This is a genomic window from Pseudomonas sp. N-1-13, from assembly GCF_057787095.1.
The window spans coordinates 4,050,912-4,076,484 of the sequence record NZ_JBYNRI010000001.1 but is presented as its reverse complement, the minus strand read 5'-3'; the positions used below and the strand labels follow the sequence as shown (position 1 = coordinate 4,076,484).

Sequence of the window (25,573 nt, the reverse complement as noted above, 5' to 3'; positions counted from 1 at the left end):
GATAGACAGGTAATCAAGTGTGGGAGCGAGCCTGCTCGCGATGAATGTCACGCCAGCCTCAACCGCCTACAAGCGCGCTTACAACCACCCCGAGCGCTTGAAGCTCCCCCACAACGCGGTACAGCCCACCGCGATAAACCCCAGCACCAGAAAGTACCCGTAGTGCCAGGTCAACTCCGGCATGTTCTCGAAGTTCATCCCATAGATTCCGGCTACCGCCGTGGGGAACGCCAGGATCGCCGCCCACGCCGCGAACTTGCGCTGCACCACGCTCTGGCGCGACGCTTCGAGCAGCACGCCGACTTCAATGGTCTGGCTGGCGATGTCCGCCAAAGTCGCCAGGTCTTCCATCTGCCGCGTGACATGAATCTGCACATCGCGGAAGTACGGGCTCATGTTTTTGTCGATGAAGGGAAAGTCCAGTCTTTGCAGTTCTTCGCTGATTTCCACCATCGGTGCTGCATAACGGCGCAGGCGTAATACGTCACGGCGCAAGCTGTGCAAGTTCTGAATATCCCGCTCGTTCAGGGAGCTGCACAGTACGTTGCGCTCCAGCTCATCGATCTCGGCGTGAATGGCTTCACCCACCGGCTGGTAATTTTCAATGACGAAATCCAGGATGGCATAGAGAACGAAATCTTCCCCGTGCTCCAGCAGAATAGGCCGCGCCTCACAGCGTTGTCGCACGTGGGCGTAGGACGCCGAGTGGCCATTGCGGGCGGTGATGATGTAGCCGTTGCCGGCGAAGATATGAGTCTCGATGAACTGCAGCTTGCCGTCCTTGCGCACCGGCGAATACGTGACGATAAACAGTGCATCGCCAAAGGTCTCCAACTTGGGGCGACTGTGCTTCTCCATCGCGTCTTCAATCGCCAATTCATGCAGGTTGAATTGACGTTGCAGGTTGGTCAGTTCCTGGGCACTGGGCTCTTCCAGTCCGATCCATACAAAGTGGCCCGGTTTGGCTGCCCAGGCGCTGCCTTCGTCGAGGGTGATGTTGGTGACTTTCTTACCGGCGCTGTAAACCGCAGCAGCAACGACTCTACCCATGATGGTGGTTCACTTCTTCTTGGAAAATGGCAGTGGCAGGCAATCTGTAGCTTAGTGTGCCCTGCTGCTTGAGAGTCAGCAAAATCCACCGAGTTCGCCGGTAGAGTCAAATGCCCTACAGGTGGAATCAGAATCGTGCGGGTTTTTGTGGTGAGGGGATAAACCCCCTCGCCACAGAGTTATGTGCCCGGCTGGCTATTGTTTAACAGGCTCGTTAAACAGCCTGCACCTGCCGGTCCATCACCGCGATGCACTCGCGCATTTGCTCACGGCACTGGGCGATGAGCTGGGGCATGTCATCCAGGCTCAACCCCGCCGTGGGAATGGCCGGTAGCGAGCGTATGAGGATGTCGCCGCCTCGCCAGCGATTGAGGCGCATGTGCTTGATGTAGCTGCTGACGCACACCGGAACAATCGGCACCCCGGCGGCGATCGCCATCTGGAACGCGCCTTTCTTGAAGGGCAGCAGATCCTCGCCAAGATTGCGCGTGCCTTCCGGGAATACCCAGATCGATGTGTCCTCGTGCTGCAACGTGTGAGTGGTGGTCAACATCGACTGGCGCGCCTTGATCGCGTTACCCCGGTCAATCAGCACATTGCCCGCCAGCCAGAACAATTGCCCGAACAACGGCACCCACTTCAGGCTCTTCTTACCGATGCACACGGTGCGGTAGGGCACCACGTTACCGAACACGAACAGGTCATAGTTGGACTGGTGGTTGGCAATGATCACGCAGCTCTGGGACTTGTTTACCAGGGTGTCGACCTCGGCCTTCACCCGCAGACGCAAAATGCACATGGCGGGCCACGCATACAATCTGGCGCATAAACGGCTGTTGTCTGGATTGAACGGCCGACACAACCCCAGGATCACCCCGAGCACACCCGCCAGCACAAAATGCACACCCATCAACAACATACGCAATAAAAACAGCATCTACAGGCCCCGTCGGGACAAAAGGTGGCGCAGTGTACGGATGTGCACTGTTTTCGGCAATTGCCGCTATAGAGGTAGGAGATGGGCGATGTTTGAGCGCATGTTTCCGATTAACGTGTCAGAAGCAGGCTAGAGCGGTTGTCGGTTTTTAAACGGAGCATGTAAGAAAAAGCCCGACACAGCGGTCGGGCTTTTCGTTTTGCGCTGAGGCAAGTTAACCCATGTGCTCCTGATCCAGCAGGATTGCACTGTCCAGCGTCTCCAGTAGGGCCTTGCGCACTTTCAGCTTGGTGTTCTTGTGGGCGGTCATGTTGATTTTCTTCAACTGACGCGCGGCCTCCAGCGCCGCACCCTGCAGCTCATCGGTCGACACCACCTTGTCGAGGAAGCCGGCGTCCACCGCGCTCTGCGGGTTGAACATCTCTCCATTGATCACCGAGCGATGAAACGCGGATTTGCGCAGGCGATCGCGGGCCAGCTCGATACCGGCGTGGTGCATGGTCATGCCGATCTGCACTTCGTTCAGGCCAATGCTGAACGGTCCATCGACACCGATGCGATAATCCGCCGACAGCAGCAGGAACGCTCCCTTGGCCACCGCATGCCCTGGGCACGCGACAACGACGGGGAAGGGGTGCGACAACAGGCGACGGGCCAGGGTCGAGCCGGCCGTGACCAGACTCACCGCTTCCTTGGGACCGGCGGTCATCACCTTCAAATCATAACCACCGGACAGAATCCCCGGTTGCCCGGTAATGATCACCACCGCCCGATCCGTCACAGCCTGATCCAGCGCAGTGTTGAACGCGGCAATCACATCCGGCGAGATGGCATTGACCTTGCCGTTGTTCAAGGTCAGGGTCGCGATACCGTCTTCGAGATGGTAGGCAATCAGGTCGCTCATGGCGCTATTCCTTGTAAGAGAAGTGACGCAGACGTTACCCACCGCCGCAGGCCAGGTAAAGCGCTGTGACTGACTCACCGGTCAGCCCCCAGCCCCGACAAACCGCCTGACCGCCCCATCGCCCGCGCCTTGCTCCATGGAACACTGCACACACAAACCCGAAGATTGGCCGGTTTGCCATGCCCGGACGCGTTTGAAATGCCCGACCACCTTAACCGCATGAAAATTCTGAAAAAAACCTTTGCCATCGGAAAAGCTTTCGACTACATTAGCGCGCCTCGACAGACTGAACAGTTTGCCGAGACACGGTGAAGTGTCCGAGTGGCTTAAGGAGCACGCCTGGAAAGTGTGTATACAGGAAACTGTATCGAGAGTTCGAATCTCTCCTTCACCGCCACATTCTGCAAACACAAACCCCTGATTTTCCTAGAGAAAGTCGGGGGTTTGTGGTTTTTGGCGTCTGGAAAAAGGCGATATGGGACCGGCGGGCGACTACCCGCGTGCTGGCGGCAACCCCGCATAGGAGCCAGGCTCAGGTGCCCACGCCGTTCCACCAAACAGCATCGGGCAATCTCACAGCAGTATCGAGCAAAAGCTTCCGAGCCCATGCCGTTAAGGTTCCTCTTGAAGAGGTTCCTATCAACGTATTGTTGTGAGAGAAAGATCATGACCCCATGGATGAGTTTGGCTGTGCGCCTTCAGGCTGTCGCGCTGTGTTTGGTGCTTTCAACGAACACGGTTTCAGCGTCGCAAGCCGCTGACCAAAACATCAATACCGACCTGGTGCGCCAAGCATTTACCCACTGGCAACAAGGCCAAGGCACGGTTTTCGATCTGCTGGCGCCCGACGCAACGTGGACCGTATCTGGATCAAGCCCGGTTTCTGGTGTGTATAACAGCAAGACGGATTTAATCGAACGAGCCGTACGACCGATCACCGCTCGGCTGGCAACGCCCATTTCCCCTACCGTGCAAAGCATTGTGGCTGAGGGCGATGTCGTAGTGGTTCTCTGGAAGGGAGAGGCCATGGCCCTTGACCGCAAGCCCTACAACAACACTTACCTGTGGCACATGACACTCAAGGATGGCCAGATCACAGAGGTAACAGCCTTTCTGGACACCTACGTGTTGAATGACCTTATGCGTCGGGTTGATCCTGTTCGGTAATAGCCCGCAAAAAGACGGCTCGTTGAATAAACGAGCCGTTTTTTTATGCCGGTGTTATCAAGGCAAGGGGCTGGCTATCAAAGATGATCCGCATCAATCACAGCCTTGGCAAACGCTTGCGGATCTTCCTGCGGCAAGTTGTGGCCGATGCCGCCGTTGATCAACCGGAATTCGTATTTGCCGGTGAAGCGCTTGGCGTAATCCTCGGGAGCTGGGTGCGGCGCGCCGTTGGCATCGCCTTCAAGGGTGATGGTCGGCACGCTGATGGGAGGCGCCGTCGCCAGTTTCTGTTCCAGGGCGTCGTATCGGGTCTCGCCCTGGACCAAACCGAGACGCCAACGGTAGTTGAATACGGTGATCTCGACGTGGTCGGGGTTTTCCAGCGCCTTGGCGCTGCGGTCGAAGGTGGCGTCATCGAATGCCCATTTGGGCGACGCCAGTTGCCAGATCAACTTGGCGAAGTCGTGGGTATTTTTCTCGTACCCGGCGCGGCCACGGTCGGTGGCGAAATAAAACTGATACCACCACTGCAACTCGGCCTTGGGTGGCAGCGGGTTCTGACCGGCGGCCTGGTTGCCGATCAGATAGCCGCTGACCGCGACCAGCGCCTTGACGCGCTCCGGCCACAGGGCCGCGACGATGTCCGCCGAACGTGCGCCCCAATCGTAGCCACCGAGCACGGCTTGCTTGATTTTCAGCGCATCCATGAAGTCGATCACGTCACTGGCCAGCGCGGCTGGTTGACCGTTGCGAAGCGTTTTTTCGGACAGGAAATGCGTATCGCCGTAGCCCCGGGCATACGGCATCAGCACGCGGTATCCCTTCGCTGCCAGCAAGGGCGCGACTTCGTCATAGCTATGAATGTCGTACGGCCAGCCGTGCAACAGAATCACCACCGGCCCATCGGCGGGGCCGGTTTCGGCATACGCCACGTCCAGCAGACCGGCCTTGATATGCTTCAGCGCACCGAACGGGGAGGGCGTTGTATGCGTGACGCCGGACTTGTTCGCGGTTGGCTGCGCGGCGCTGGTGGATTGCCCGTGGGCTACCCCGAGCGCGCCGAACAGACTGAGAGCGAGGATGGATGAGCCGAGCAGGCGGCGATGGGTTTTACCGGTTTTGCTGTGCTGCAGTGCCGTTTTCATGGTGATGCCTCCATTGCGAGCCATGGGTCAGGGGCTCTGGTTGATGCCCTTGAAACCTTGGGTGCATTTGAACGGGGCAACGTATCCGGGCTGTGTCGAATGGGAGGTAAAAGTGCAAGGTTATGTAGCGATGTATCCTCGGGATACACGAGGATACATCGCAGTAAGATTGTCGGTGGCTAACGATTTTGGCCAGCTGCAGGACCATTCTGTCGCAGATAATAATTGTCGAACTCGCCGCTTTCGATGAGTTGGAAACCGTGGCGGATGTAGAAGCGATTCGACGCGCTTTCTTTGAGAGCGCCCACTCGTAATGGCAGCGCAGCGGCATCCGCCTCTTTGAATATTTGGCTGAGAACAGCAGAGCCTATTCCTGATCCCTGCGCGTCCGGGCGCACGTACAAGTGGTCAAGCAAGAGTTCATTGCCGTGACGTTTGATGACTACGAACCCCACCCTCTGTCCTGTTACCACGATGTGGCGTGTGCAGTCTGGTTTAAAACCGCCTAGAAATCGCTCGCGTGCGCGCACGGGATCAAATCGCCCGACACGCTCAAGACTTTCGCGCATGGCTTCGATTCTGACGGCTACCAGATCGTCCAGATCGCTGTTTTGAGCGGGGACCAAGGTGACAAGCGAATGGGGTGTGAGGGGCATTATTTCGTGCTCTATCATTTTGCCGAAAGACGTTGATCAGTGTGAGATTGTTGCCTGCCGAGTGCGGCATCCTGGGCGCGCGAGGGGCCGGATAAAAACCGGGATCAGGCATATCCCGGTGGAAGCCGGGTCGCCACATGGTTCCAGCATCTGGCGATCTCCACGGCAATACTGCCGCTGGGTTTTCGGACCTCGAGTTGATCATTTATCGTGAGCTGCTCCAGCAGCCACTCATCCGTCCATCCCGCCCATTCGCCTGCGACGGACCTGAGGTTGGCTTCCAGGACCGGGAACACTTCATTCCATAGGATGCTGTGGATTACCTTAGGCGAATAGCCGGTTTCAAGGATCACGCGAGCGATGTAGTCGTAGGTTAATTCGTCGATCTCGGTGTCGAGAAACAGTGATGAAAGGGCTTGCCAGATTTTCAGGCGATTGGGGTCAGCGCCTTTCATGCTTTGACTCTTTTTGTTGATGGCAAGGCTGGGCGTGTTCGTTTGAGTAATCGGCAATAGCATCCGTGGTTCAGCCTTCGGCCTGGACGTCTTGAAACTATCTTTCTGTCGTGGTTTCTGTCCATTGTCATGCGTCTATGATCACTGATCACCCGGAGCGAGAACTTGAAATGGATGCCTACATTCGCCTCGCAACAGTCGAGGACGCGCAAGCAATAAGCAACGTTGTGATCAGCGCTCTGCGTCAGTCCAATACGAAAGATTATCCGGCCGATGTAATCGCCCGGGTAGAGCAGAACTTTTCTCCACTGGCGATTGAGCGATTGATGGCGCGGCGTCGGATGTATGTGGCATCTGTCGATCAGCGTGTCGTCGCGACTGCCAGCCTCGATGGAGATGTGATCAGAAGTGTTTTTGTAGCGCCGCGGTATCAAAGAGCAGGCCTTGGCAGACGGCTAATGTCGGTCATTTGTTCAGCCGCTCTCGACATGGGTCTGGTCACTTTGCATGTGCCATCCTCCATCACGGCAGAGAGCTTTTACACAGAGCTGGGATTTCAGAAGGTACGTGACGAATTTGACGGTGCTGAACGCACGATCATCATGCGTAAATCCATGATGGAAACCACCCCCACGATTCAGACCCGCCGTCTTATCCTCACGCCTTTACAACTGGCCGATGCACCGGCTATCCAACAGCTGTTTCCTCATTGGGAAGTGGTGCGTTATCTCGACAGTCGCGTGCCATGGCCCTATCCGGAAGACGGCGCGCTGACGTACGTTCGCGACCATGCGCTTCCCGCCATTGCGGCCGGGCGCGAGTGGCATTGGATGATCCGCACTTGCGAAGATCCGGCACATTGCATCGGCAGCATCAGCCTGTACGATCAACCGGGCAACAACCGAGGCTTTTGGCTGGCGCCTCAATGGCAGGGAAAGGGCTACATGCGCGAGGCCTGTGAGGTTATCAACGCCTATTGGTTTGAAATCCTGGGGCGTCCCGTCATGCAAGTTCCCAAGGCGGTGGGCAATCATGCTTCGCGTAAAGTTTCGGAACACGAAGGCATGCGCATGATTGCAACGCGGCAGGGTGATTTTGTCTGTGGGTCGTTGCTAAAGGAAGTTTGGGAAATGACGCGTGGAGATTGGCTTGAGAAAAAGGCTGCGCTGGCGTCGCGTTGAGCAGAACTCCAATGGGCCAGGTCGCCTTTGAACGTGAGTCACTTCATTCCTCAGGATCTATTTATGCCCTTGAACTTTCACAAAATGCACGCCAATGGCGATGATTTTGTTGTCGTGGACGCGCGAAACTCAGCCAACCCCATAACCAGTGCCCTGGCCCGGCGGATGGGTGATCGCAACCGAGGCATCGGTTTCAATCAACTCGCGGTGATGCTCGATTGTGAGGATGCAGGCGCACGCCTGATGTTCTGGAATGCAGATGGCTCCACGCTGGACGTTTGCGGCAGCGCGACGCGGGGCGCTGCGGATCGGCTGATGCGCGAATCGAATGTGACTTCGATAACGCTGCGCACGAACCGCGGTCTGCTCACGTGCGAACGAATTTCAACCGGTGCAATTTCCGTCAACATGGGGCAGCCGCTTTTCGGCTGGTCGGACATTCCCCTGGCTGGGGACCTGGACAGCGCTGTTCTGCCACTGGCGGATAGCCCGATAGCGTGCAGCATGGGCAACCCACACTGCACTTACTTTGTGGACGATCTGGCCGACGTTGATATCGCGACAGTCGGACCGGCAATTGAAACCAGCGCGCTGTTCCCGCTCAAGACCAACGTGCATTTCGTTCAGGTCATCAATCGAAAGCACATTCGTTTGCGCATATGGGAACGGGGCGGTGGCATCGCACTGGGCTCAGGTTCCTGCTCTTGCGGCGCCGCTGTGAACGGGATTCGTCGTGGCTTGCTGGATCATTGTGTTGAGGTTGAATGTGATGGTGGAAGCGTGACGGTTCAATGGGATGGCCGGGGACCGGTGTTTCTCATCGGACCGGTAGAGGCAACGTTTTCGGGAACTATCCCCGATAGTTTTCAGCAAATCTCCACCTGATAGCGAAAAGTGTCGGCTGCGCCGCGCGACAGTCGGTATTCCAGGGGTTGACGGTCGTAGCCCAGGGCCACCCGTTCAACTACCACCACTGGGCTGCCGGCGGTGACTCCCAGCGTGGCGGCCAGTGGCTCATCGGCCGAGGTGACGGTGAGGGTTTCCCGGGCTGATGCGACGCGCATGCCGCAGCGTTCTTCGTAGAAGGGGTAGAGCAGGGTGCCGAAGTCGTTCAGGTCGGTGTCGAGCAGGGCGCCGAATTGAGCGGCCGGTAGCCAGATCTGCTCGTGGAACAGCGGCCGGCCGTTGATGAGGCGCAGACGCTCCAGGCGGATGGTGGCGTCGTGCTCGGTCAGATTCAGCGCCTGGCGCACGTGGGCGTCCGGGGTTTCCTGGGTGCGACTCAGGATGCGGCTTTGCGGCACTTGCGATTGACCGCTGGCATCGACCTGTCGAAAGAAACGAAACAGTGAACCGTCGAAGTTGGGCCGGCGCACGAACGTGCCACGGCCCTGGACGCGCAGCAGTAACCCTTCCCCGACCAGCGTTTCCACCGCTTTGCGTACCGTGCCTACCGCAACGCCGTAGTGGCGGGTCAGTTCTGCTTCGGTGGGAATGGCTTCACCGGGCAGCCATTCGCCTGCGGCGATTTTCGCCAGCATCTCTTCACGCAGTCGTTGATAGAGCGGCAGTCGCTCGTCATGTCCAAGGTGTGTAAGGGCCATACCGTCAATCCAAATCCAAGCAATGCGCCACTTTACCTCACTGGGCGCGTTGACAGGGATGGTTGTTTATAGATATGGTCATCCAGTCATCTATATGAATTTCAGGTCTGTAATCACCTTACATGCCTGGCGGGCTCCCACAAAAAATCAACAAAGGCAGCTTCCTGATGTCCCTGTCGTTCGAAGGCATAGATACTCACGCCCACATATTCCGACATGACTTGCCCATGGCGAGTGATCGTCGCTACAGCCCTGATTACGACGCCTTGGCCGAGCACTATCTGGGGCATCTGGATCGCTGCAGCCTTGCCCAGGGCGTGCTCATCCAGCCGAGCTTCCTGGGAACCGACAACCGTTTCATGGTCGAGGCCCTGCAACGTTATCCGCAACGTTTGCGAGGCATCGCGGTGGTCGAACCGGACATCGAGGATGCACAGCTCCAAGCTTTGGCCAAGGCTGGCGTGGTAGGCATTCGCTTGAATCTGATCGGCAAGGCGCCGCAGGACTACATCGATGCACGCTGGCAGACGTTTTACCAGCGACTGGCCCGACTTGGCTGGCAGGTTGAAATCCAGTGCGGCTTCGACGCCTTGGTCCTGGTTGTACCGTTCGTTCTGGCGAGCGGCGTCACGGTGGTCGTGGATCACTTCGGTCTTCCGTCCAACGGTATCGACCCGAGTAACCTCGCCCATCAGGGCTTTCTGACCTTGCTCGGCGAGGACCGGCTGTGGGTCAAGTTGTCTGCCGCCTATCGCAGTCAGTCAGACCTGCCCCGCGCGGCTTGCGTGTTGGCGCAATTGCGCCAGGCATGTGGCGGTATCGATCGTTTTGTCTGGGGCAGCGATTGGCCCCATACCCAGTTCGAGTCGCGCACCGGCTATGACGCGCAATTGGCCTTTGTGCATGCCTTGTTTCCCGACCCGGTGGAGCGCCGGCAGGTGTTGGTGGATAACCCCACAACCCTGTTCGGCTTTGCTGCGTCGACGCGTTGAACTCCCCATAACAAAATAATACGGAACACACATCATGATGAGCCTGTACGTCGTCGCCGCGATCGTTCTTGCTGTCGCGCTGGGATACACCACCAAAATCAACATCGGCCTGTTCGCCATCGCCTTTGCCTATCTACTGGGCTGTTTCGGCATGGGCTTGAGTCCTTCCGAAATCATCGCCATGTGGCCGCTGAAGATTTTCTTCATCATCTTCTCGGTCTGCCTGTTCTACAGCTTCGCCATCGTCAACGGCACGCTGGAGAAACTGGCCGAACACTTGCTCTATCTCTGTCGTAACGTGCCGCACCTGTTGCCTTATGCGGTGTTCCTGACCGCTTGCCTGATTGCTGGGCTCGGCGCGGGTTACTACACGGTGCTGGCTTTCATGGCCCCGCTGACGCTGCTGCTGTGCCAGCGCACGGGCATGAGCCTGATACTCGGTGGCATGGCGGTGAACTACGGGGCCCTGGGCGGTGCCAATTTTGTGTCCAGCCAGAGCGGTATCATTTTCCGAGGTCTGATGACCGGCCTGGGTGTTCCCGAAAGTGAAGCTTTCATCAATGGCCTGGCCATCTTTGCCAGCACCATGGTCATTCCGCTGGTGGTCATCACCGCGTTCGTATTCTTCGCCGGCCACGGCCGTGCGCTGAAGAGCGCGGCGGTCGCGATCGAGACGCCGAGCCCGCTCAACCGTGAGCAGAAAATCACCTTGTGGCTGACCTTGCTGATGATGCTGATCGTGTTGGCCGGTCCCATCGCGCACATCCTGTTCCCAGGCAATGCGACGGTGACGTTCGTCAACTCGAAGGTGGACATCGGCCTGATCGCCAGCGTGTTCTCGGTGATTGCGCTGATGCTCAAGCTGGGCGACGAGCGCAAAGCCATCGCCTCGCTGCCCTGGGGCACGCTGATCATGATTTGTGGCGTGGGCATGCTGATCTCGGTGGCGATCAAGGCCGGCGCTATCGACGCTTTGGCATCGTGGATTGGCGGCAATATCCCACCGGTGCTGGTAGCCCTGGTGTTCGGTGTCGTCGCTGCGCTGATGTCGATTTTTGCCAGCACCTTGGGAGTGGTTACACCCGCGCTGTTCCCCATGGTGCCGCCGCTGGCCGCCGCCATGTCGATCGACCCCATGGTGCTGTTCATCAGCATCGTGGTTGGCGCCCAAGCCACCTCTATCTCGCCGTTCTCCTCCGGCGGCAGCCTGATCCTGAGCTCCTGCGCCGATGAGCAGAGCCGAACCCGGCTGTTTCCCCAATTGCTGCTGCGTGCCGCGCCCATCGGCTTCGTCGCGGCGATGCTGTTTAACCTTGCGCTGACTTTTATCTGAAGAGTTCGCTTTGGTAGGTCTGGGAAGTTGATCGTTCTCACGCTCTGCGTGGGAATGCATCCCGTGACGCTCTGCGTCATCTTCCAGAAGCGGAACGCGGAGCGTCCCTGGCGACATTCCCACGCAGGAGCGTGGGAACGATCGAGGTGCAATTCACTCAAGACCTGCCTGAACCACTGTGGCGAGGGAGCTTGCTCCCGCTGGCTGCGCAGCAGCCCCACTTTCACCGCCATTGCTGATGCGACTGGCGCTTAAGATCGAAGACTCAGCTCTCAGGGGTTATGACTGAATCCGGAGCGGGTTCGGCAGCCAGCTTCAATCGGTCAGCCTTGCTGATGTATTTGGATTTCTTCGGCGGGGCCAGTTTGGCACTCGCCTTTTTTGCGTGAGCTTTCAGTAACTGATTTATTTTTTTACGACGATTCATACTTTTCTACTCGGTTTGCAAAGTCTTGGATGATGGTGAAAGTTTGGGTGTGAAACCAAGCATTGATTTTGCGCTTCACAGCCGGCCTTACTGCCCAGAAACCTACCCCCAACCCTCAAGCCGCATGGTCGCACGTACCAGGCGTTGCTCTTCCTGTTCGATTTCCTTGAGGTTGTCGCGGATGCTGTGGATGTGTTCGCGCGCAGCGCGCTGAGCTTGTTCTGGCAGGCGCTCGATGACGGCGTGATAGAGCCGGGTGTGCTGGCGGTCGATCTGGCGTTTTTGCATCGGGCGATGGTAGAGGTTGTTGACCGAGGCGAACACCGTACTGAGCATCAAATCGGTCAACGACTGCAGGGTGTGCAGCAACACCGGGTTGTGCGAGGCCTCGCAGATCGCCAGGTGGAAGGCGTGGTCGAGGCGGGCATGTTCGCGCGGCTCGGCAGGTACGGGTTGGCTGTGGGCGGCGAGCATTTCTTCGTAGCGCCGGGTGAGCAGGACAAAGTCTGCATCGGTGCCGCGCAAGGCGGCCAGGCGTGCTGATTCGGCTTCCAGCAGTGCGCGCACTTCCAGAAGATCAAACAGGGTGCGCGGCTGCGAATTGAACAGGTGCATCAGTGGGCTGGCATCGCGGTTCCCATTCAGCGTGGCCACCCGTGAGTCACGGCCTTGGGCGGTCTCGATAATGCCGCGCCCGCGTAGCACTTTCAGCCCTTCACGCAGGGCCGAGCGGGATATTCCCAGTTTTTCGCACAGGCGGCGCTCCGAGGGCAGCGCCTGGCCCACCTTGAGCACGCCATCGACGATCAATCGTTCGATCCGCTCGGCGACCACATCACTGACCTGGCGGCGAACGGCGGATGTTTCTTCGAGCATGTCAGGGGCCTCGGCTAACTGGTAGTACCAGTTTTATATGGTCATTTACGCTGCGCCCAATATAGCCACTAACCCCTTTATACGTAAGGCCCTTGGCAAATACGGGTTAGAGGCGGGCTTGAATAAACTGGTCATACCAGTTCATCCGGTGATAGACGACCACCCTGCAAGGCTCTACATATAGCGCATAACAAGCAGCCCGGCTCGCTACCGGCGCGGCACAAAAGAACAATAAAGCGAGAAAGCCTGCCATGAGTATTTTGTACGACGAGCGCGTTGATGGGGCGCTGCCTGAAGTGGACAAGTCAGCGCTGCTGGCGGAACTGCGCCAGCAGCTTCCTGACCTGGAAGTGCTGCACACCCAGGAAGACCTCAAACCCTACGAGTGCGACGGGCTCTCTGCCTACACCACCACGCCGATGCTGGTGGTATTGCCTGAGCGCATCGAACAAGTCGAACGCCTTCTCAAACTATGTTATCAACGCCGTGTGCCCGTGGTGGCACGCGGGGCAGGGACGGGCTTGTCCGGTGGTGCGCTGCCATTGGTCCAGGGGATTTTGCTGGTGATGGCGCGCTTCAAGCACATCCTTGAAGTCAATCCAGAAGGGCGCTTCGCTCGCGTTCAGCCGGGCGTTCGCAACCTGGCCATCTCCCAGGCGGCCGCCCCTTACGACCTGTATTACGCACCGGACCCATCCTCGCAGATCGCCTGTTCGATTGGCGGTAACGTCGCCGAGAACGCCGGAGGCGTGCACTGCCTCAAATATGGCCTGACCGTGCACAACCTGCTCAAGGTGGAAATCCTCACGGTTGAAGGCGAGCGCATGACCTTGGGCAGCGAGGCCCTGGATTCGCCCGGCTTCGACCTGCTCGCCTTGTTCACCGGCTCCGAAGGCATGCTGGGGATCATCACTGAAGTCACGGTCAAGCTGCTGCCCAAGCCGCAGGTGGCCAAGGTGTTGCTGGCCAGCTTTGATTCGGTGGAGAAAGCCGGGCGCGCGGTGGGTGAAATCATTGCGGCCGGCATCATCCCCGGCGGCCTGGAGATGATGGACAACCTGGCCATTCGCGCCGCCGAGGACTTTATACACGCCGGTTATCCGGTGGACGCCGAGGCCATCCTGCTGTGCGAACTGGACGGTGTGGAGGCCGACGTGCACGACGACTGCGAGCGTGTCCGCGCGGTGCTGGGCGAGGCCGGCGCCACCGAAGTGCGCATGGCTCGCGATGAGGTTGAACGGGTCAAGTTTTGGGCCGGGCGCAAGAACGCCTTCCCGGCCGTCGGGCGTATCTCGCCGGACTATTACTGCATGGACGGCACCATTCCACGTCGCGAACTGCCCGGGGTGCTCAAGGGCATCAGTGAGCTGTCCGAGGCGTTCGGCCTGCGTGTGGCCAACGTGTTCCATGCCGGTGATGGCAATATGCACCCATTGATTCTGTTTGATGCCAACCAACCCGGCGAGCTGGAGCGGGCAGAGTCCCTGGGCGGCAAGATTCTCGAACTCTGCGTCAAGGTGGGCGGCAGCATTACCGGCGAACATGGTGTGGGGCGCGAGAAGATCAATCAGATGTGCGTTCAGTTCAACAGTGACGAACTGACCCTGTTTCACGCGGTGAAAGCAGCCTTCGACCCGCGCGGCCTGCTCAACCCCGGCAAGAACATTCCGACCCTGCACCGCTGCGCCGAATTCGGCGCCATGCACGTGCACCACGGCCAACTGCCCTTTCCTGAACTGGAGCGCTTCTGATGGTGATGCAGCACGACTGCGACGCCAGCGAGGCGTTGCTGGAACAAGTCAATCACGCCCTCAACAGTGCTACGGCGTTGCGCATTCAGGGGGGGAACAGCAAGGCGTTTCTCGGTCGCAAGGTCGACGGCGAAGTGCTCGATACCCGTGCCCACCGCGGCATCGTCAGCTACGACCCGACCGAGTTGGTGATCACCGCCCGCGCCGGCACGCCGCTGGTTGAGCTGGAGGCGGCGCTGGACGCGGCCGGGCAGATGCTCACCTGCGAGCCTGCGCAATTTGGCGGCGCAGCGACCCTCGGCGGGATGGTTGCGGCAGGTCTGTCGGGCCCGCGCCGGCCTTGGTCCGGCGCGGTTCGTGACCTGGTCCTGGGCACCCGCTTGATCACCGGAACGGGCAAGCACCTGCGCTTTGGCGGCGAGGTGATGAAGAACGTCGCCGGCTACGACCTGTCGCGGCTGCTGGCCGGGAGCTTTGGCTGCCTGGGAGTGATTACCGAGGTGTCGCTCAAAGTGCTGCCCAAGCCGCGCCAGTGCCTGAGTCTGCGGCTGGAGATGGACGCCGCGCTGGCCTTGCGCAAACTGGCCGAGTGGGGTCAGCAACCCATTTCGCTGAGCGCCGCCAGCCATGATGGTCAGGCTTTGCACCTGCGCCTGGAAGGTGGTGAAGGCTCGGTCGCAGCGGCCCGTGAACGTCTCGGCGGTGAGCTGCTTGAGAGCTCGTACTGGGTTGACCTGCGCGAGCAGCGCCTGGATTTCTTCGCGGACCCGCGCCCGCTCTGGCGATTGTCGGTGCCGACCAACACCGGCGTGTTGGCGCTGCCCGGTGAGCAACTGATCGACTGGGGAGGCGCCCAGCGCTGGCTCAAGTCCGATGCCGATGTCGCGCTGATCCGCCAGATCGCCGCCCAAGCCGGTGGCCACGCCACCTGTTTCACCGCCGGCCACTGCGACAGTCCATTCCATCCGCTGGCCACCCCGTTGCTGCGCTACCACCGACAGCTCAAAACCCAGCTTGACCCCCAGGGCATTTTCAACCCTGGCCGAATGTATCGCGAGGTGTAGTTGTGCAGACCCATCTGAGTGAACAGGCCAAGCACCTGCCGCGCGCCGAGGAAGCCGAACGCGTCCTGCGCAGCTGTGTGCATTGCGGCTTTTGCAACGCCACCTGCCCGACCTACCAGCTTATCGGTGATGAGCTGGACGGCCCGCGCGGGCGTATTTACCTGATCAAGCAAGTGCTGGAAGGCAACGAAGTCACGGCCAAGACCCAACTGCACCTGGATCGCTGTCTGAGCTGTCGCAACTGCGAGACCACCTGCCCGTCGGGCGTGCAGTACCACAATCTGCTGGATATCGGCCGCGCGGTAGTCGATGCCGCTGTGCCACGCCCGCTGGCTCAGCGCGTATTGCGTCAAAGCCTGCGTGCCGTGGTGCCTCATGCGCGGCTGTTCAAAGGGCTGATTGAGGTCGGCCAGGTTTTCCGTCCGCTGTTGCCGGCCAGCCTCAAGGCCAAATTGCCGCGTACTGCCAGTGCCGCCAAACCCCGTCCCGAGCCACGCCATGCACGCCGTGTGCTGATGCTTGAGGGCTGTGTGCAGCCTGGTCTGGCACCTAACACCAATGCCGCCACGGCGCGGGTGCTCGATCGCCTCGGCATCAGCGTCACGCCGATCAATGAAGCCGGTTGCTGCGGCGCAGTGGACTACCACCTCGACGCCCAAGAGCAAGGCTTGCAGCGTGCGCGGCGCAACATCGATGCCTGGTGGCCCGCCATCGAGAAGGGCGCCGAGGCCATTGTGCAGACCGCCAGCGGCTGCGGCGCCTTCGTCAAGGATTACGGCCATCTGTTGGCGCAGGATCCGGCCTACGCCGAGAAAGCCAGGCGCGTCAGTACGCTGGCCAAAGACCTGGTTGAAGTGCTCAGCGTCGAACCTCTGGAGCAACTGGGTGTGCATGCCGACAAGCGCGTGGCTTTCCACTGCCCCTGCACTCTGCAGCATGCGCAGAAGCTGGGGGGCGCCGTGGAAAGCGTGCTCGCTCGCCTCGGGTTCGGTTTGACGGCTGTGCCCGACAGTCACCTGTGTTGCGGCTCCGCCGGGACCTATTCGTTAACCCAGCCGCAGCTGTCCAGGCAGTTGCGCGACAACAAACTCAATGCCCTGGAAAGCGGTAAGCCGCAGGCGATTGTCACCGCCAACATCGGCTGCCAGACCCACCTCGACGGCGCCGGTCGCACCCCTGTGCGGCATTGGATCGAACTGGTCGAAGAAGCCCTGAATTAACCGGAGAACAGCATGCTTAGCAAAGCCGTATTGAGCCAGACCGAAGTCAGCAAAATCCTCGCCGCTGCCCGCAGTGAAGCGGAGAAAAACCACTGGGCCGTGAGCATCAGCGTGGTCGACGACGGCGGGCATCCGCTGGCCCTGGAGCGCCTGGATGGCTGCTCACCGATCGCCGCCTACATCGCCGCCGAGAAGGCCCGCAGCGCCGCCATCGGGCGTCGTGAAACCAAAGGTTATGAAGACATGGTCAATGGCGGGCGTAGCGCGTTCCTGTCCGCGCCGCTGCTGACTTCGCTGGAAGGTGGCGTGCCGGTGATTGTCGACGGCCAGGTGATTGGCGCGGTGGGCGTTTCCGGGGTCAAGGCCGATCAGGACGCCCAAGTGGCCAAAGCCGGTATCGCCGCACTGGGTTGATTACAAGGGCTAGGCGCTTGTTCAGTGAGCCGCGCTGACATCTGACGCCGGCCACCTACTGTTTTTTGGAGAGTGAAAATGACTGATCGCGTGAACTGCCAGCGCCTGCAAGTGGCCGTCAACCTGCAACGTTTCGTCGACGAGCAAGTGCTGCCCGGCACCGGGATTGAACGCGAGGCGTTCTGGGCCGGCTTCGACGTCCTGGTGCATGACCTGGCGCCGCACAATCGTGCGCTGCTGGCCGAGCGCGATGCGCTGCAGGCGAAGCTGGACAGCTGGCACCGCGCGCACCCAGGCCCGATCAGCGACATGCCGGCGTATCGCGATTTTCTCGAGTCCATCGGCTACCTGTTGCCGCAGCCTGACACGGTGCGGGTCAGCACCGCCAACGTTGACAGCGAGATCACCCACCAGGCCGGTCCACAGCTGGTGGTGCCGATGATGAATGCCCGCTACGCGTTGAACGCCGCCAATGCGCGCTGGGGTTCTTTGTACGATGCGTTGTACGGCACCGATGCCATCGCTGAAGACGGTGGTGCTCAAAAGGGCCCGGGCTACAACCAGGTGCGTGGTGACAAAGTCATCGCCTTCGCCCGCGCGTTTCTCGATCAGGCCGCGCCTTTACGCATGGGCTCGCATGCCTACTCGGTCAATTACCGAGTCAGTGAGGGGCAACTGCAGGTGACCCTGGCTGACGGCACCCAGACCGGTTTGGCCCAGGCCGACAAGTTCGTCGGTTATCAGGGCCAGGCCAGCGCGCCGACAGCGGTGCTGCTGAAAAACAACGGCCTGCACGTGGAAATCCAGATCGATGCCGGCAGCCCGATCGGCGCCAGCGATGGCGCAGGGGTCAAGGATCTGCTGGTGGAGTCCGCGCTGTCGACCATTCTCGACTGCGAAGACTCCGTCGCGGCGGTCGATGCGGCCGATAAAGTGCTGATCTACCGCAACTGGCTCGGCCTGATGAAAGGCGACCTCAGCGAAGCGCTGGAAAAGGGCGGCAAGTCTATCGTGCGCCGTCTCAACCCGGACCGCGAGTACACCGCTGCCGCTGGCGGTGCGTTGAAGCTGCACGGCCGTTCGTTGCTGTTTGTGCGCAACGTCGGGCACCTGATGAGCAACCCGGCGATCCTCGACGGCGAAGGCCACGAGATCCCCGAAGGCATCCTCGACGGCGTGATGACCAGCTTGATCGCCCTGCATGACCTCCAGCGCCACGGTAACTCGCGTACAGGCAGTATCTATATCGTCAAGCCGAAGATGCACGGCCCGGCTGAAGTGGCCTTTGCCGATCAGTTGTTCACGCGCATCGAAGACCTGCTGCACTTGCCCCGGCACACCCTGAAGATGGGGATCATGGACGAAGAGCGCCGCACCAGTATCAACCTCAAGGCGTGTATCGCCAGCGCGGCGGCGCGGGTGGCCTTCATCAACACCGGCTTCCTCGACCGCACCGGTGATGAGATGCACACCGCCATGGAGGCCGGCGCGATGCTGCGCAAGGGCGACATGAAGAGCAGCGCCTGGATCCAGGCCTACGAGCGCAACAACGTGCTGGTTGGCTTGAGCTGCGGTCTGCGTGGTCGGGCGCAGATTGGCAAGGGGATGTGGGCCATGCCGGATCTGATGGCCGCCATGCTCGAGCAGAAGATCGCCCATCCCCAGGCCGGCGCCAATACGGCCTGGGTCCCGTCGCCGACCGCCGCCACCTTGCATGCCTTGCACTACCACCAAGTGGATGTGCAGGCGGTGCAGCGCGAGCTGGAAGCCATCGACCTCAACAGTCAGCGCGACGACCTGCTCAATGGCCTGCTCAGCGTGCCGGTGGTGGCCGAGCCTGACTGGAACGCCAGCCAGATCCAGCAAGAGCTGGACAACAACTGCCAGGGCATCCTCGGTTATGTGGTGCGCTGGGTCGAGCAGGGCGTGGGTTGCTCCAAAGTGCCGGATATCCACAACGTCGGCCTGATGGAGGACCGCGCCACCCTGCGTATTTCCAGCCAACACATTGCTAACTGGCTGCACCACAACGTCGTTAGCCAAGCTCAGGTGCGCGCAAGCCTTGAGCGCATGGCCAAGGTGGTCGATCAGCAGAACGCTGGCGATCCGCTGTATCGCCCCATGGCCGATGACTATGCCGCCTCGATGGCGTTCCAGGCCGCCTGCGACCTGGTGTTCAAGGGCCGCGAGCAACCCAGTGGCTACACCGAACCGCTGCTGCACGCCTGGCGACTGCGGTTCAAGCAACAGGCCTGAGGGAGGCACGCTCTTCAATCGTCGAGGGTGCTGCGGTGTACATCGTGACCGCAACCCCGAAAGCCCCTGCTTTAGCGGGGGCGTAATACAACAGGCCCCGACAGCCCATGGCTGCCGGGGCCCTTGAGCATGAGCGCGGCGATGGGTGATCCCCTGTCGACGCGGTTCGCGGAGCACCTGTGCTCTGGATGCGTGGCGCCGGATACCCCCGGCAAACTGTGGTTCACAACAATAAAAAGGAACCAAAACCATGAGTCAAACACTGCTGTCCATCCTGGCCTTCGTGCCGCTGGTACTGGCGGGCGTGTTACTGATCGGCTTTCGCTGGCCAGCCAAATACGCCATGCCCGTGGTCTTCGTACTGACGGCGCTGATCGGCCTCGGGGCCTGGGACATGACGTTGAATCGGGTCCTGGCGTCCTCGCTGCAGGGCCTCGTCCTGACGGCGGCGATTCTGTGGATTGTTTTCGGTGCCATTCTGTTGCTCAACACCCTCAAGCATTCCGGCGGCATCAGCTCCATTCGCCGTGGCTTTGCCAATATCAGCCCGGACCGTCGGGTCCAGGCGCTGATCGTGGCCTGGCTGTTCGGCTGCTTCATCGAGGGCGCTTCGGGCTTTGGCACACCTGCGGCGGTAGTCGCGCCGTTGATGGTCGCGCTGGGCTTCCCGGCCATGGCCGCGGTGGTACTCGGCATGCTGGTGCAGTCCACGCCGGTGTCTTTTGGTGCCGTCGGCACGCCCATGGTGGTCGGGGTCACAGGCGGCCTTGACCAGACCGGTCTTGGCGCGCAACTGGCTGCTGTGGGCAGCAACTGGGACGTGTTCTTCCATTTGATCGTCTCGCGGGTGGCGATCATCCATGCCCTTTGCGGGATTCTCATGCCGCTGATCATGATCAGCATCATGACCCGCTTCTTCGGCAAGAACCAATCCTGGCGCGAAGGCCTGGTCATGGCGCCGTTTGCGATCTTCACTGGCCTCGCCTTCGTCATCCCTTACGCCGCCGCTGGGGTGTTCCTCGGTCCGGAATTCCCTTCGATGATTGGTGCCCTGGTGGGCCTGAGCATTGTGATCCCGGCTGCCAAAGCGCGCTTCCTGTTGCCCAAGACCACCTGGGATTTTGCCCCGGCCAGCGAGTGGCCAGCGGAGTGGATGGGCAGGATCGAGATGAAGCTCGACGACATGGCCGGCAAAAAAGCGATTTCCGTCCCCATGGCCTGGGCACCCTATGTGCTGCTGGCCGTGTTGTTGGTGCTGTCGCGCAACATTCCACCGCTCAAGGCCTGGCTGCTGTCCCTGAGCTTCGGGGCCAAAGACATTCTGGGTGAGACGGGCGTGTCCGCCAGCCTGGAATTGCTCTACCTGCCAGGTGGTTTGCTCTGCGTGGTGGCGCTGATGACATTCTTCTTGCACCGCATGCGCGCCAGCGAATTGGTAGCGGCCGTGAGCGAATCGAGCAAAACCTTGCTGGGCGCCGGTTTCGTGTTGATCTTCACCATCCCGATGGTGCGTATCCTGATCAACTCAGGGGTGAATGGATCGGACCTGGTGTCGATGCCGGTGGCAATGGCGCGTCTGGTCGCAGACAGTGTCGGCAGCGTGTACCCGTTCTTCGCCCCGGCGGTGGGCGCACTGGGCGCATTCATCGCCGGCTCCAACACCGTGTCCAACCTGATGCTGGCGCAGTTCCAGTTCAATACCGCGCAACTGTTGGGCATCTCTGGCGCGCTGATGGTGGCGTTGCAATCGGTAGGCGCGGCGGCCGGTAACATGATCGCCATCCACAACGTGGTGGCGGCGTCGGCGACAGTCGGCCTGCTGGGTCGCGAAGGCATCACCCTGCGCAAGACCATGCTGCCGACGCTGTACTACATCGTCCTGGCCGGTATCATCGGCATGATCGGCTTCTATCTGCTGGGTATCAGCGATCCGCTGACGAAGTCCTGAAACCTGCAGGCTGCCCGCCGATGGGGCGGGCAGCCTCGGTCAGGCGAGTCCACCGGAGCTAAACCAGCGCATCTGTTGACAGGTTGTAAATGAAAGCCCCTGATTCGTGATGAATCAGGGGCTTTGTAGTGTCTGGCGTTTTATAGAAGGGTACCCGCTGGCGCCGCATCCAACCGCCTTGCAATCACATCCATCACGTCGCAACGGTCACGCAGCGGAATGCAGTAAAGCTGTGCCTAACCCCATCGCCATTTTGGGCGACGCTCAGACTATAGGCGCCACCACAAAAAATACGCAAGGGATTGATAGCGCGGAGGTTTCCCAATGACATGTGGGATATTTCCGTAGCTCAATCAGCCAATTCCGCCATTCCACCCCCATTTACAGCCCTACACGTCCCACAATCCAATCGCGCATTCCCCTCCGGCGCGGGATAATACGGCCCGGCTTGGGGTCACAACCGCTTCCCCCTGATTGTATTGGCGGCTGAGAAGGATCGATCGCAATGACAGACTGGCTGCAAAGCTATGGAGAGATGGCTGAACGGGTGCGCGGCCACGATTGGGACGCCAGCCCGCTCGGGCCGCCGAAACAGTGGCCCGATGTGCTGAAGACCACCGTAGCGTTGAGCCTCGCCTCGCATTTCCCCCAGGCCATCGTGTGGGGGCCGGAACTGATCACGTTGTACAACGATGCCTTCGTGCCCATCCTCGGCAATAAACCCCAAGCGCTGGGTCGGCGGTTCGATGAGGTGTGGAAGGAAGTCTGGAGCGACATCGGCCCGATTGTGCGGGCGGCCTTCGAGGGGCAGGCGACTTATATCGAGAATTTTCCCCTGATCATCGAGCGTGGCGGCGGCCTGGAACAGGCGTATTTCACGTTCTGCTACAGCCCCATCCGTGATCAGTTCGGCAAGGTCGTGGGCATGCTGGACACCGTCACCGAGACCACTTCCACGGTGTTCATGACCCAGCGCCTGGCGGTGCTGGATGCCATTGGCAATGCCGTGGCGAATGCCACCGACCCACAGGCCATCATGGCCACCACCACGCGGATTCTGGCGGCGCACCTGAACCTATCCAATTGCGCCTATGCGGATATGGATGAGGACGAGGATGGCTTCACCATTCGCGGTGATTGGGCTCGGGCGGGGTCACCCAGTATTGTCGGGCATTACCGGCTGGCGGATTTCGGTCGGCTGGCGGTTGCCAACCTGCGGGCCGGCAAACCCCTGGTGGTCAACGATAACCTCAAGGAGCTGGCGCCCGAGGAAGCGGCGACGTTCCAGGCGATCGGTATCGCCGCGACCATTTGCGTGCCGCTGATCAAGAACGGACGTTTGACCGCATTGATGGCCATCCACGACAAAACGCCGCGGGTCTGGTCCAGCAACGATCTGGCGCTGCTGATGGAAGTGACCGAACGATCCTGGGCTCACATCGAGCGGACCCGCGCGGACGCCGCCGTGCGCGAGGGGCTCGCGGCCCTGGCGGAACTGAACGCGACGCTGGAGGAGCGGGTCGAGGAACGCACCACGCGCCTGAAACAGACCGAAGCGGCCCTGCGCCAGTCGCAGAAACTTGAAGCCATCGGCCAGCTCACCGGCGGGGTGGCCCACGACTTCAACAACCTGCTGACGATCATTCGTTCCTCCGTCGACTTTCTGCGCATGCCCAATCTGTCCGATGAGCGGCGCAACCGCTACATGACGGCGGTTTCCGAGACGGTGGAGCGTGCCGCCAAGCTGACCAGCCAGTTGCTCGCCTTCGCCCGGCGTCAGCCGTTGAAACCGCAAGTCATCGATGTGGGCAAGCAGGTGCAAAGCCTCGGCGACATGCTGCAGACCGTCACGGGGGCGCGGATTCAGGTCAAGGTCGAGCTGAGCGACCGGCCTTGTTACATCCGCGCTGACTTGAGCCAGTTTGAAACGGCGCTGATTAACATGGCCCTCAATGCCAGGGATGCCATGGATGGGCAAGGCACGTTGTCGCTGCGGCTCATTGGCGGTGCTGGCATGCCGCCGATCCGAGGTCACGCGGGAGCCGGGCAGTCTTTTGCCGCCATTGCCCTGGCGGACACCGGCACCGGCATTGCGGCAGAAGTCCTGGAGCATATTTTCGAGCCGTTCTTTACCACTAAGGAAGTGGGCAAGGGCACCGGGCTGGGGTTGTCCCAGGTGTTCGGTTTTGCCAAACAGTCTGGCGGCAACGTGGATGTTTCGACCGTGGTCGGGGAGGGGACGGTGTTTACCTTGTACCTGCCGGAAGTCGAGCCCGAAGAGATTGATGAGCCCAACCGGGAGGAAACCACGCCTCTGCTGCTGGAAAAGGGCAAGCGTCGGGTGTTGATCGTGGAGGACAACCTGGAGGTCGGGCGTTTTGCCAATCAGATCCTGCAGGATCTGGGCTACGAAACGGCCTGGGCGACCAACGCCGAGGAGGCTCTGGACATGGTTGGCCCGGATGCGATGGCGTTCGACGCGGTATTTTCCGACGTCGTCATGCCCGGCATCAGCGGCATTGCCCTGGCCAAGGCACTGCGCCGGCGCCGCCCGGATCTGCCGGTGGTCCTGACGTCGGGTTATAGCGAGGAGCTGGCCCACCGTGGCCATGAAGATTTCGAGTTTCTATCCAAGCCCTATTCGGCCGATCAGGTTTCCCGGATCTTGAGCCGCGCGATGGCGGGGCGGATTGAATAAAGCGGTCCGTGGGCAAGTCACGCAGCTCCATTCGTCGGCCAGACGCTTGTCTGAATAATCAGTCCTTTGATGACCGACTAGTCTGAAAGTCGTGAAGGCCTATATTTTTCAGGCAACGGGTTGTTGCCGGTGTGGGCCTCGACGAAAAGGGGAAAGGCGATGGGAGCACCGTACAGCGAGGATAACGGAGCCGCATATCCGATCAATGAAGGTTTGCAGTGTGGGCAATCGGCCTATAGGGCGGACTTTGGCGACGAGCCGATCAAATCCATCAGGACCAAGGTGTCCAAAGTGCCGCGAGGGGAAAAGGCCAAGTTCCTGCCCAGGGTCCCGGTCAGGAAGTAACGTTGCAACTCTACAATTCAGCCCTGTCATCGTGGCGAGGGAGCAAGCTCCCCGCCACGACACCATTCCAGCCTCTGGCATAAATATTCTTCATCTTTTTTTTCACGACGGTTTCTTTCACGTTTCTTTCACAAGCGGGCGCGTAATCTTGGCTCATCCGTTAGAAAGCAGTAACCGCAGTACCTGCCCGTTTCCCCAGCGGGCTTTTTTTTGCCTGTCATAAAACTACCCCTCCGTTTGTTGTCCAAGTGACATGGCCCGACGCTATCTGGCGTAGACTGACGCCCGCGCGTACCGGCCATCTTTCCCCGATGCGGCATTCTTGAGGTTTCTATCATGCGTTTGACTTTATCCACCTTGGTGCTTGGGTTTGTGGTTGCTCAAGGCGCGATGGCTGCCGGTGACGGTACTGCTGCGGTTGGCGGTGGTCTGGGCGGTGCGTTGGGTAACGTAGTCGGCCAACAGATGGGCGGCAGCACAGGCGCGGCCATTGGCGCCGGTGTCGGTGGTGCAGCCGGCAGTGCGGTGGGGGCGCGTAAGGGCAGCCGTACGGAAGCGGCCATTGGCGGTGGTTTGGGGTCGGCCGGCGGTTCGATTGTCGGTAACAGCCTGGGCGGCTCGACGGGCTCCACCATTGGCGCAGGTATTGGTGGCGCGGCGGGTGGTGCATTGGGTAGCAACCTGTCCAATGACAACGATGGTCATTCGGGTGGTAAGAAGCACAAGCACAAACATAAGAACAAACATCGCTAAGCGCATGTTTGGATGAGAAAGACCCGGCCTGTGAGCCGGGTTTTTTGTTCGCCATGGGTTTGCGGTTTATCTGCTCACAGGGTTGTCTGGCCACAGGGCTGTCCGGCGTTTTCTTTACCGGGTTATTTACCCGGAACGTTTCCCCTCTGCGCACCTCGAATTCATACATCCATCAGCAATTGCGAGGTGCGTCATGACGCCGGAAACCGAAGGTACGGAAGAAAAAGGCCCGTCGGGCGTTCCTTTCGTCAATGATCCGGGCAATGAAGACCCCGGCTCGCTGATGGACGACGCCCAGGTGCCCTTGATCGAGGGTGAAGAGGTGGAAGACGCTGAGATCGAGGACGAGTCCTACGATTGAAGTCGCTCAAGCTGACCGCCCGTGTTCTCAAAACTG

Annotated in this window: 23 protein-coding genes, 1 tRNA gene and 1 pseudogene; 16 read left to right on the top strand and 9 right to left on the bottom strand. The window is 60.1% G+C overall.

All coding sequences use genetic code 11. From position 1 onward, the window contains the following. Window positions 1-78: 78 nt before the first annotated feature. The 3 genes from AC3I65_RS18205 to AC3I65_RS18195 form a co-directional block, all read right to left on the bottom strand. Window positions 79-1,050 (bottom strand): magnesium and cobalt transport protein CorA, encoded by a 972-nt coding sequence (locus AC3I65_RS18205; protein WP_047228239.1) that lies wholly within the window; start codon window positions 1,048-1,050, stop codon window positions 79-81. Window positions 1,051-1,264: 214 nt separating this feature from the next. Beyond that, window positions 1,265-1,987, bottom strand: a complete 723-nt coding sequence (locus AC3I65_RS18200; RefSeq protein ID WP_076383849.1) for a lysophospholipid acyltransferase family protein — start codon at window positions 1,985-1,987, stop codon at window positions 1,265-1,267. Window positions 1,988-2,201: 214 nt separating this feature from the next. After that, window positions 2,202-2,891, bottom strand: a complete 690-nt coding sequence (locus AC3I65_RS18195) for a crotonase/enoyl-CoA hydratase family protein (RefSeq protein WP_047228241.1) — start codon at window positions 2,889-2,891, stop codon at window positions 2,202-2,204. Window positions 2,892-3,198: 307 nt separating this feature from the next. Here AC3I65_RS18195 and AC3I65_RS18190 point away from each other — a divergent pair. Then, a tRNA-Ser gene (locus tag AC3I65_RS18190) sits at window positions 3,199-3,288 on the top strand. Between the two features lie 269 nt (window positions 3,289-3,557). Next, window positions 3,558-4,058: a nuclear transport factor 2 family protein gene (locus AC3I65_RS18185; protein ID WP_274090953.1), complete on the top strand. Its 501-nt coding sequence runs from the start codon at window positions 3,558-3,560 to the stop codon at window positions 4,056-4,058. Window positions 4,059-4,135: 77 nt separating this feature from the next. On the opposite strand, the gene AC3I65_RS18180 is transcribed toward AC3I65_RS18185, so the two are convergent. The 3 genes from AC3I65_RS18180 to AC3I65_RS18170 all read right to left on the bottom strand — a co-directional run bounded on the left by AC3I65_RS18180 (window position 4,136) and on the right by AC3I65_RS18170 (window position 6,314). Continuing rightward, window positions 4,136-5,203: an alpha/beta fold hydrolase gene (locus tag AC3I65_RS18180; RefSeq protein WP_274090952.1), complete on the bottom strand. Its 1,068-nt coding sequence runs from the start codon at window positions 5,201-5,203 to the stop codon at window positions 4,136-4,138. Between the two features lie 179 nt (window positions 5,204-5,382). Continuing rightward, complete coding sequence (locus AC3I65_RS18175; protein ID WP_305466452.1) at window positions 5,383-5,859, bottom strand: GNAT family N-acetyltransferase; 477 nt, start codon at window positions 5,857-5,859, stop codon at window positions 5,383-5,385. Window positions 5,860-5,963: 104 nt separating this feature from the next. Further along, window positions 5,964-6,314: a DUF7079 family protein gene (locus AC3I65_RS18170; protein ID WP_488524052.1), complete on the bottom strand. Its 351-nt coding sequence runs from the start codon at window positions 6,312-6,314 to the stop codon at window positions 5,964-5,966. A 137-nt stretch (window positions 6,315-6,451) separates the two neighbouring features. Here AC3I65_RS18170 and AC3I65_RS18165 point away from each other — a divergent pair. The 3 genes and pseudogenes from AC3I65_RS18165 to dapF form a co-directional block, all read left to right on the top strand. After that, a pseudogene (locus AC3I65_RS18165) lies at window positions 6,452-6,883 on the top strand (GNAT family N-acetyltransferase); the annotation flags it as partial. 48 nt (window positions 6,884-6,931) lie between these two features. Then, window positions 6,932-7,495, top strand: coding sequence for a GNAT family N-acetyltransferase (locus AC3I65_RS18160; RefSeq protein ID WP_488524322.1), 564 nt, complete (start codon window positions 6,932-6,934; stop codon window positions 7,493-7,495). Between the two features lie 63 nt (window positions 7,496-7,558). Continuing rightward, entirely contained in the window at window positions 7,559-8,380 is an 822-nt protein-coding gene (gene dapF, locus AC3I65_RS18155; protein WP_488524051.1) for a diaminopimelate epimerase, read from the top strand. Here the strand turns inward: dapF and AC3I65_RS18150 are convergent. After that, on the bottom strand, window positions 8,362-9,099 hold the full coding sequence (locus tag AC3I65_RS18150; RefSeq protein ID WP_173406715.1) for a GntR family transcriptional regulator: 738 nt from the start codon (window positions 9,097-9,099) through the stop codon (window positions 8,362-8,364). The genes dapF and AC3I65_RS18150 overlap by 19 nt on opposite strands. A gap of 167 nt (window positions 9,100-9,266) precedes the next feature. Here AC3I65_RS18150 and AC3I65_RS18145 point away from each other — a divergent pair, with 167 nt between their 5' ends. Next, window positions 9,267-10,091 (top strand): amidohydrolase family protein, encoded by an 825-nt coding sequence (locus AC3I65_RS18145; protein ID WP_488524050.1) that lies wholly within the window; start codon window positions 9,267-9,269, stop codon window positions 10,089-10,091. A gap of 34 nt (window positions 10,092-10,125) precedes the next feature. Then, window positions 10,126-11,424 carry an SLC13 family permease gene (locus tag AC3I65_RS18140; RefSeq protein WP_076383853.1) on the top strand — a complete coding sequence of 433 codons (1,299 nt, stop codon included), beginning with the start codon at window positions 10,126-10,128 and terminating at the stop codon, window positions 11,422-11,424. Window positions 11,425-11,689: 265 nt separating this feature from the next. On the opposite strand, the gene AC3I65_RS18135 is transcribed toward AC3I65_RS18140, so the two are convergent. After that, window positions 11,690-11,851: a DUF2986 domain-containing protein gene (locus tag AC3I65_RS18135; protein ID WP_139049487.1), complete on the bottom strand. Its 162-nt coding sequence runs from the start codon at window positions 11,849-11,851 to the stop codon at window positions 11,690-11,692. Between the two features lie 102 nt (window positions 11,852-11,953). Then, window positions 11,954-12,727 carry a transcriptional regulator GlcC gene (gene glcC / locus AC3I65_RS18130; protein ID WP_047228250.1) on the bottom strand — a complete coding sequence of 258 codons (774 nt, stop codon included), beginning with the start codon at window positions 12,725-12,727 and terminating at the stop codon, window positions 11,954-11,956. A 251-nt stretch (window positions 12,728-12,978) separates the two neighbouring features. Between glcC and glcD the strand changes: the two genes are divergently transcribed. From glcD to AC3I65_RS18085, 9 genes are all read left to right on the top strand, one after another. Beyond that, window positions 12,979-14,478, top strand: coding sequence for a glycolate oxidase subunit GlcD (glcD, locus tag AC3I65_RS18125; protein WP_047228251.1), 1,500 nt, complete (start codon window positions 12,979-12,981; stop codon window positions 14,476-14,478). A gap of 5 nt (window positions 14,479-14,483) precedes the next feature. Continuing rightward, window positions 14,484-15,542, top strand: a complete 1,059-nt coding sequence (gene glcE / locus AC3I65_RS18120; protein ID WP_177513939.1) for a glycolate oxidase subunit GlcE — start codon at window positions 14,484-14,486, stop codon at window positions 15,540-15,542. 2 nt (window positions 15,543-15,544) lie between these two features. Continuing rightward, the gene (gene glcF, locus AC3I65_RS18115) at window positions 15,545-16,762 is read left to right on the top strand and encodes a glycolate oxidase subunit GlcF (protein ID WP_107322043.1); all 1,218 of its coding nucleotides are present in this window, start codon (window positions 15,545-15,547) and stop codon (window positions 16,760-16,762) included. Window positions 16,763-16,774: 12 nt separating this feature from the next. After that, window positions 16,775-17,176, top strand: coding sequence for a heme-binding protein (locus tag AC3I65_RS18110; RefSeq protein WP_047228253.1), 402 nt, complete (start codon window positions 16,775-16,777; stop codon window positions 17,174-17,176). 78 nt (window positions 17,177-17,254) lie between these two features. Beyond that, the gene (locus tag AC3I65_RS18105) at window positions 17,255-19,432 is read left to right on the top strand and encodes a malate synthase G (protein ID WP_305466443.1); all 2,178 of its coding nucleotides are present in this window, start codon (window positions 17,255-17,257) and stop codon (window positions 19,430-19,432) included. A gap of 250 nt (window positions 19,433-19,682) precedes the next feature. After that, complete coding sequence (locus AC3I65_RS18100; RefSeq protein ID WP_047228255.1) at window positions 19,683-21,380, top strand: L-lactate permease; 1,698 nt, start codon at window positions 19,683-19,685, stop codon at window positions 21,378-21,380. A gap of 505 nt (window positions 21,381-21,885) precedes the next feature. After that, window positions 21,886-24,078: a response regulator gene (locus AC3I65_RS18095; protein WP_274090945.1), complete on the top strand. Its 2,193-nt coding sequence runs from the start codon at window positions 21,886-21,888 to the stop codon at window positions 24,076-24,078. Window positions 24,079-24,759: 681 nt separating this feature from the next. Further along, window positions 24,760-25,176 carry a glycine zipper domain-containing protein gene (locus AC3I65_RS18090; RefSeq protein ID WP_488524049.1) on the top strand — a complete coding sequence of 139 codons (417 nt, stop codon included), beginning with the start codon at window positions 24,760-24,762 and terminating at the stop codon, window positions 25,174-25,176. A gap of 193 nt (window positions 25,177-25,369) precedes the next feature. Then, window positions 25,370-25,537 (top strand): hypothetical protein, encoded by a 168-nt coding sequence (locus tag AC3I65_RS18085; protein ID WP_171061338.1) that lies wholly within the window; start codon window positions 25,370-25,372, stop codon window positions 25,535-25,537. Window positions 25,538-25,573: the final 36 nt, after the last annotated feature.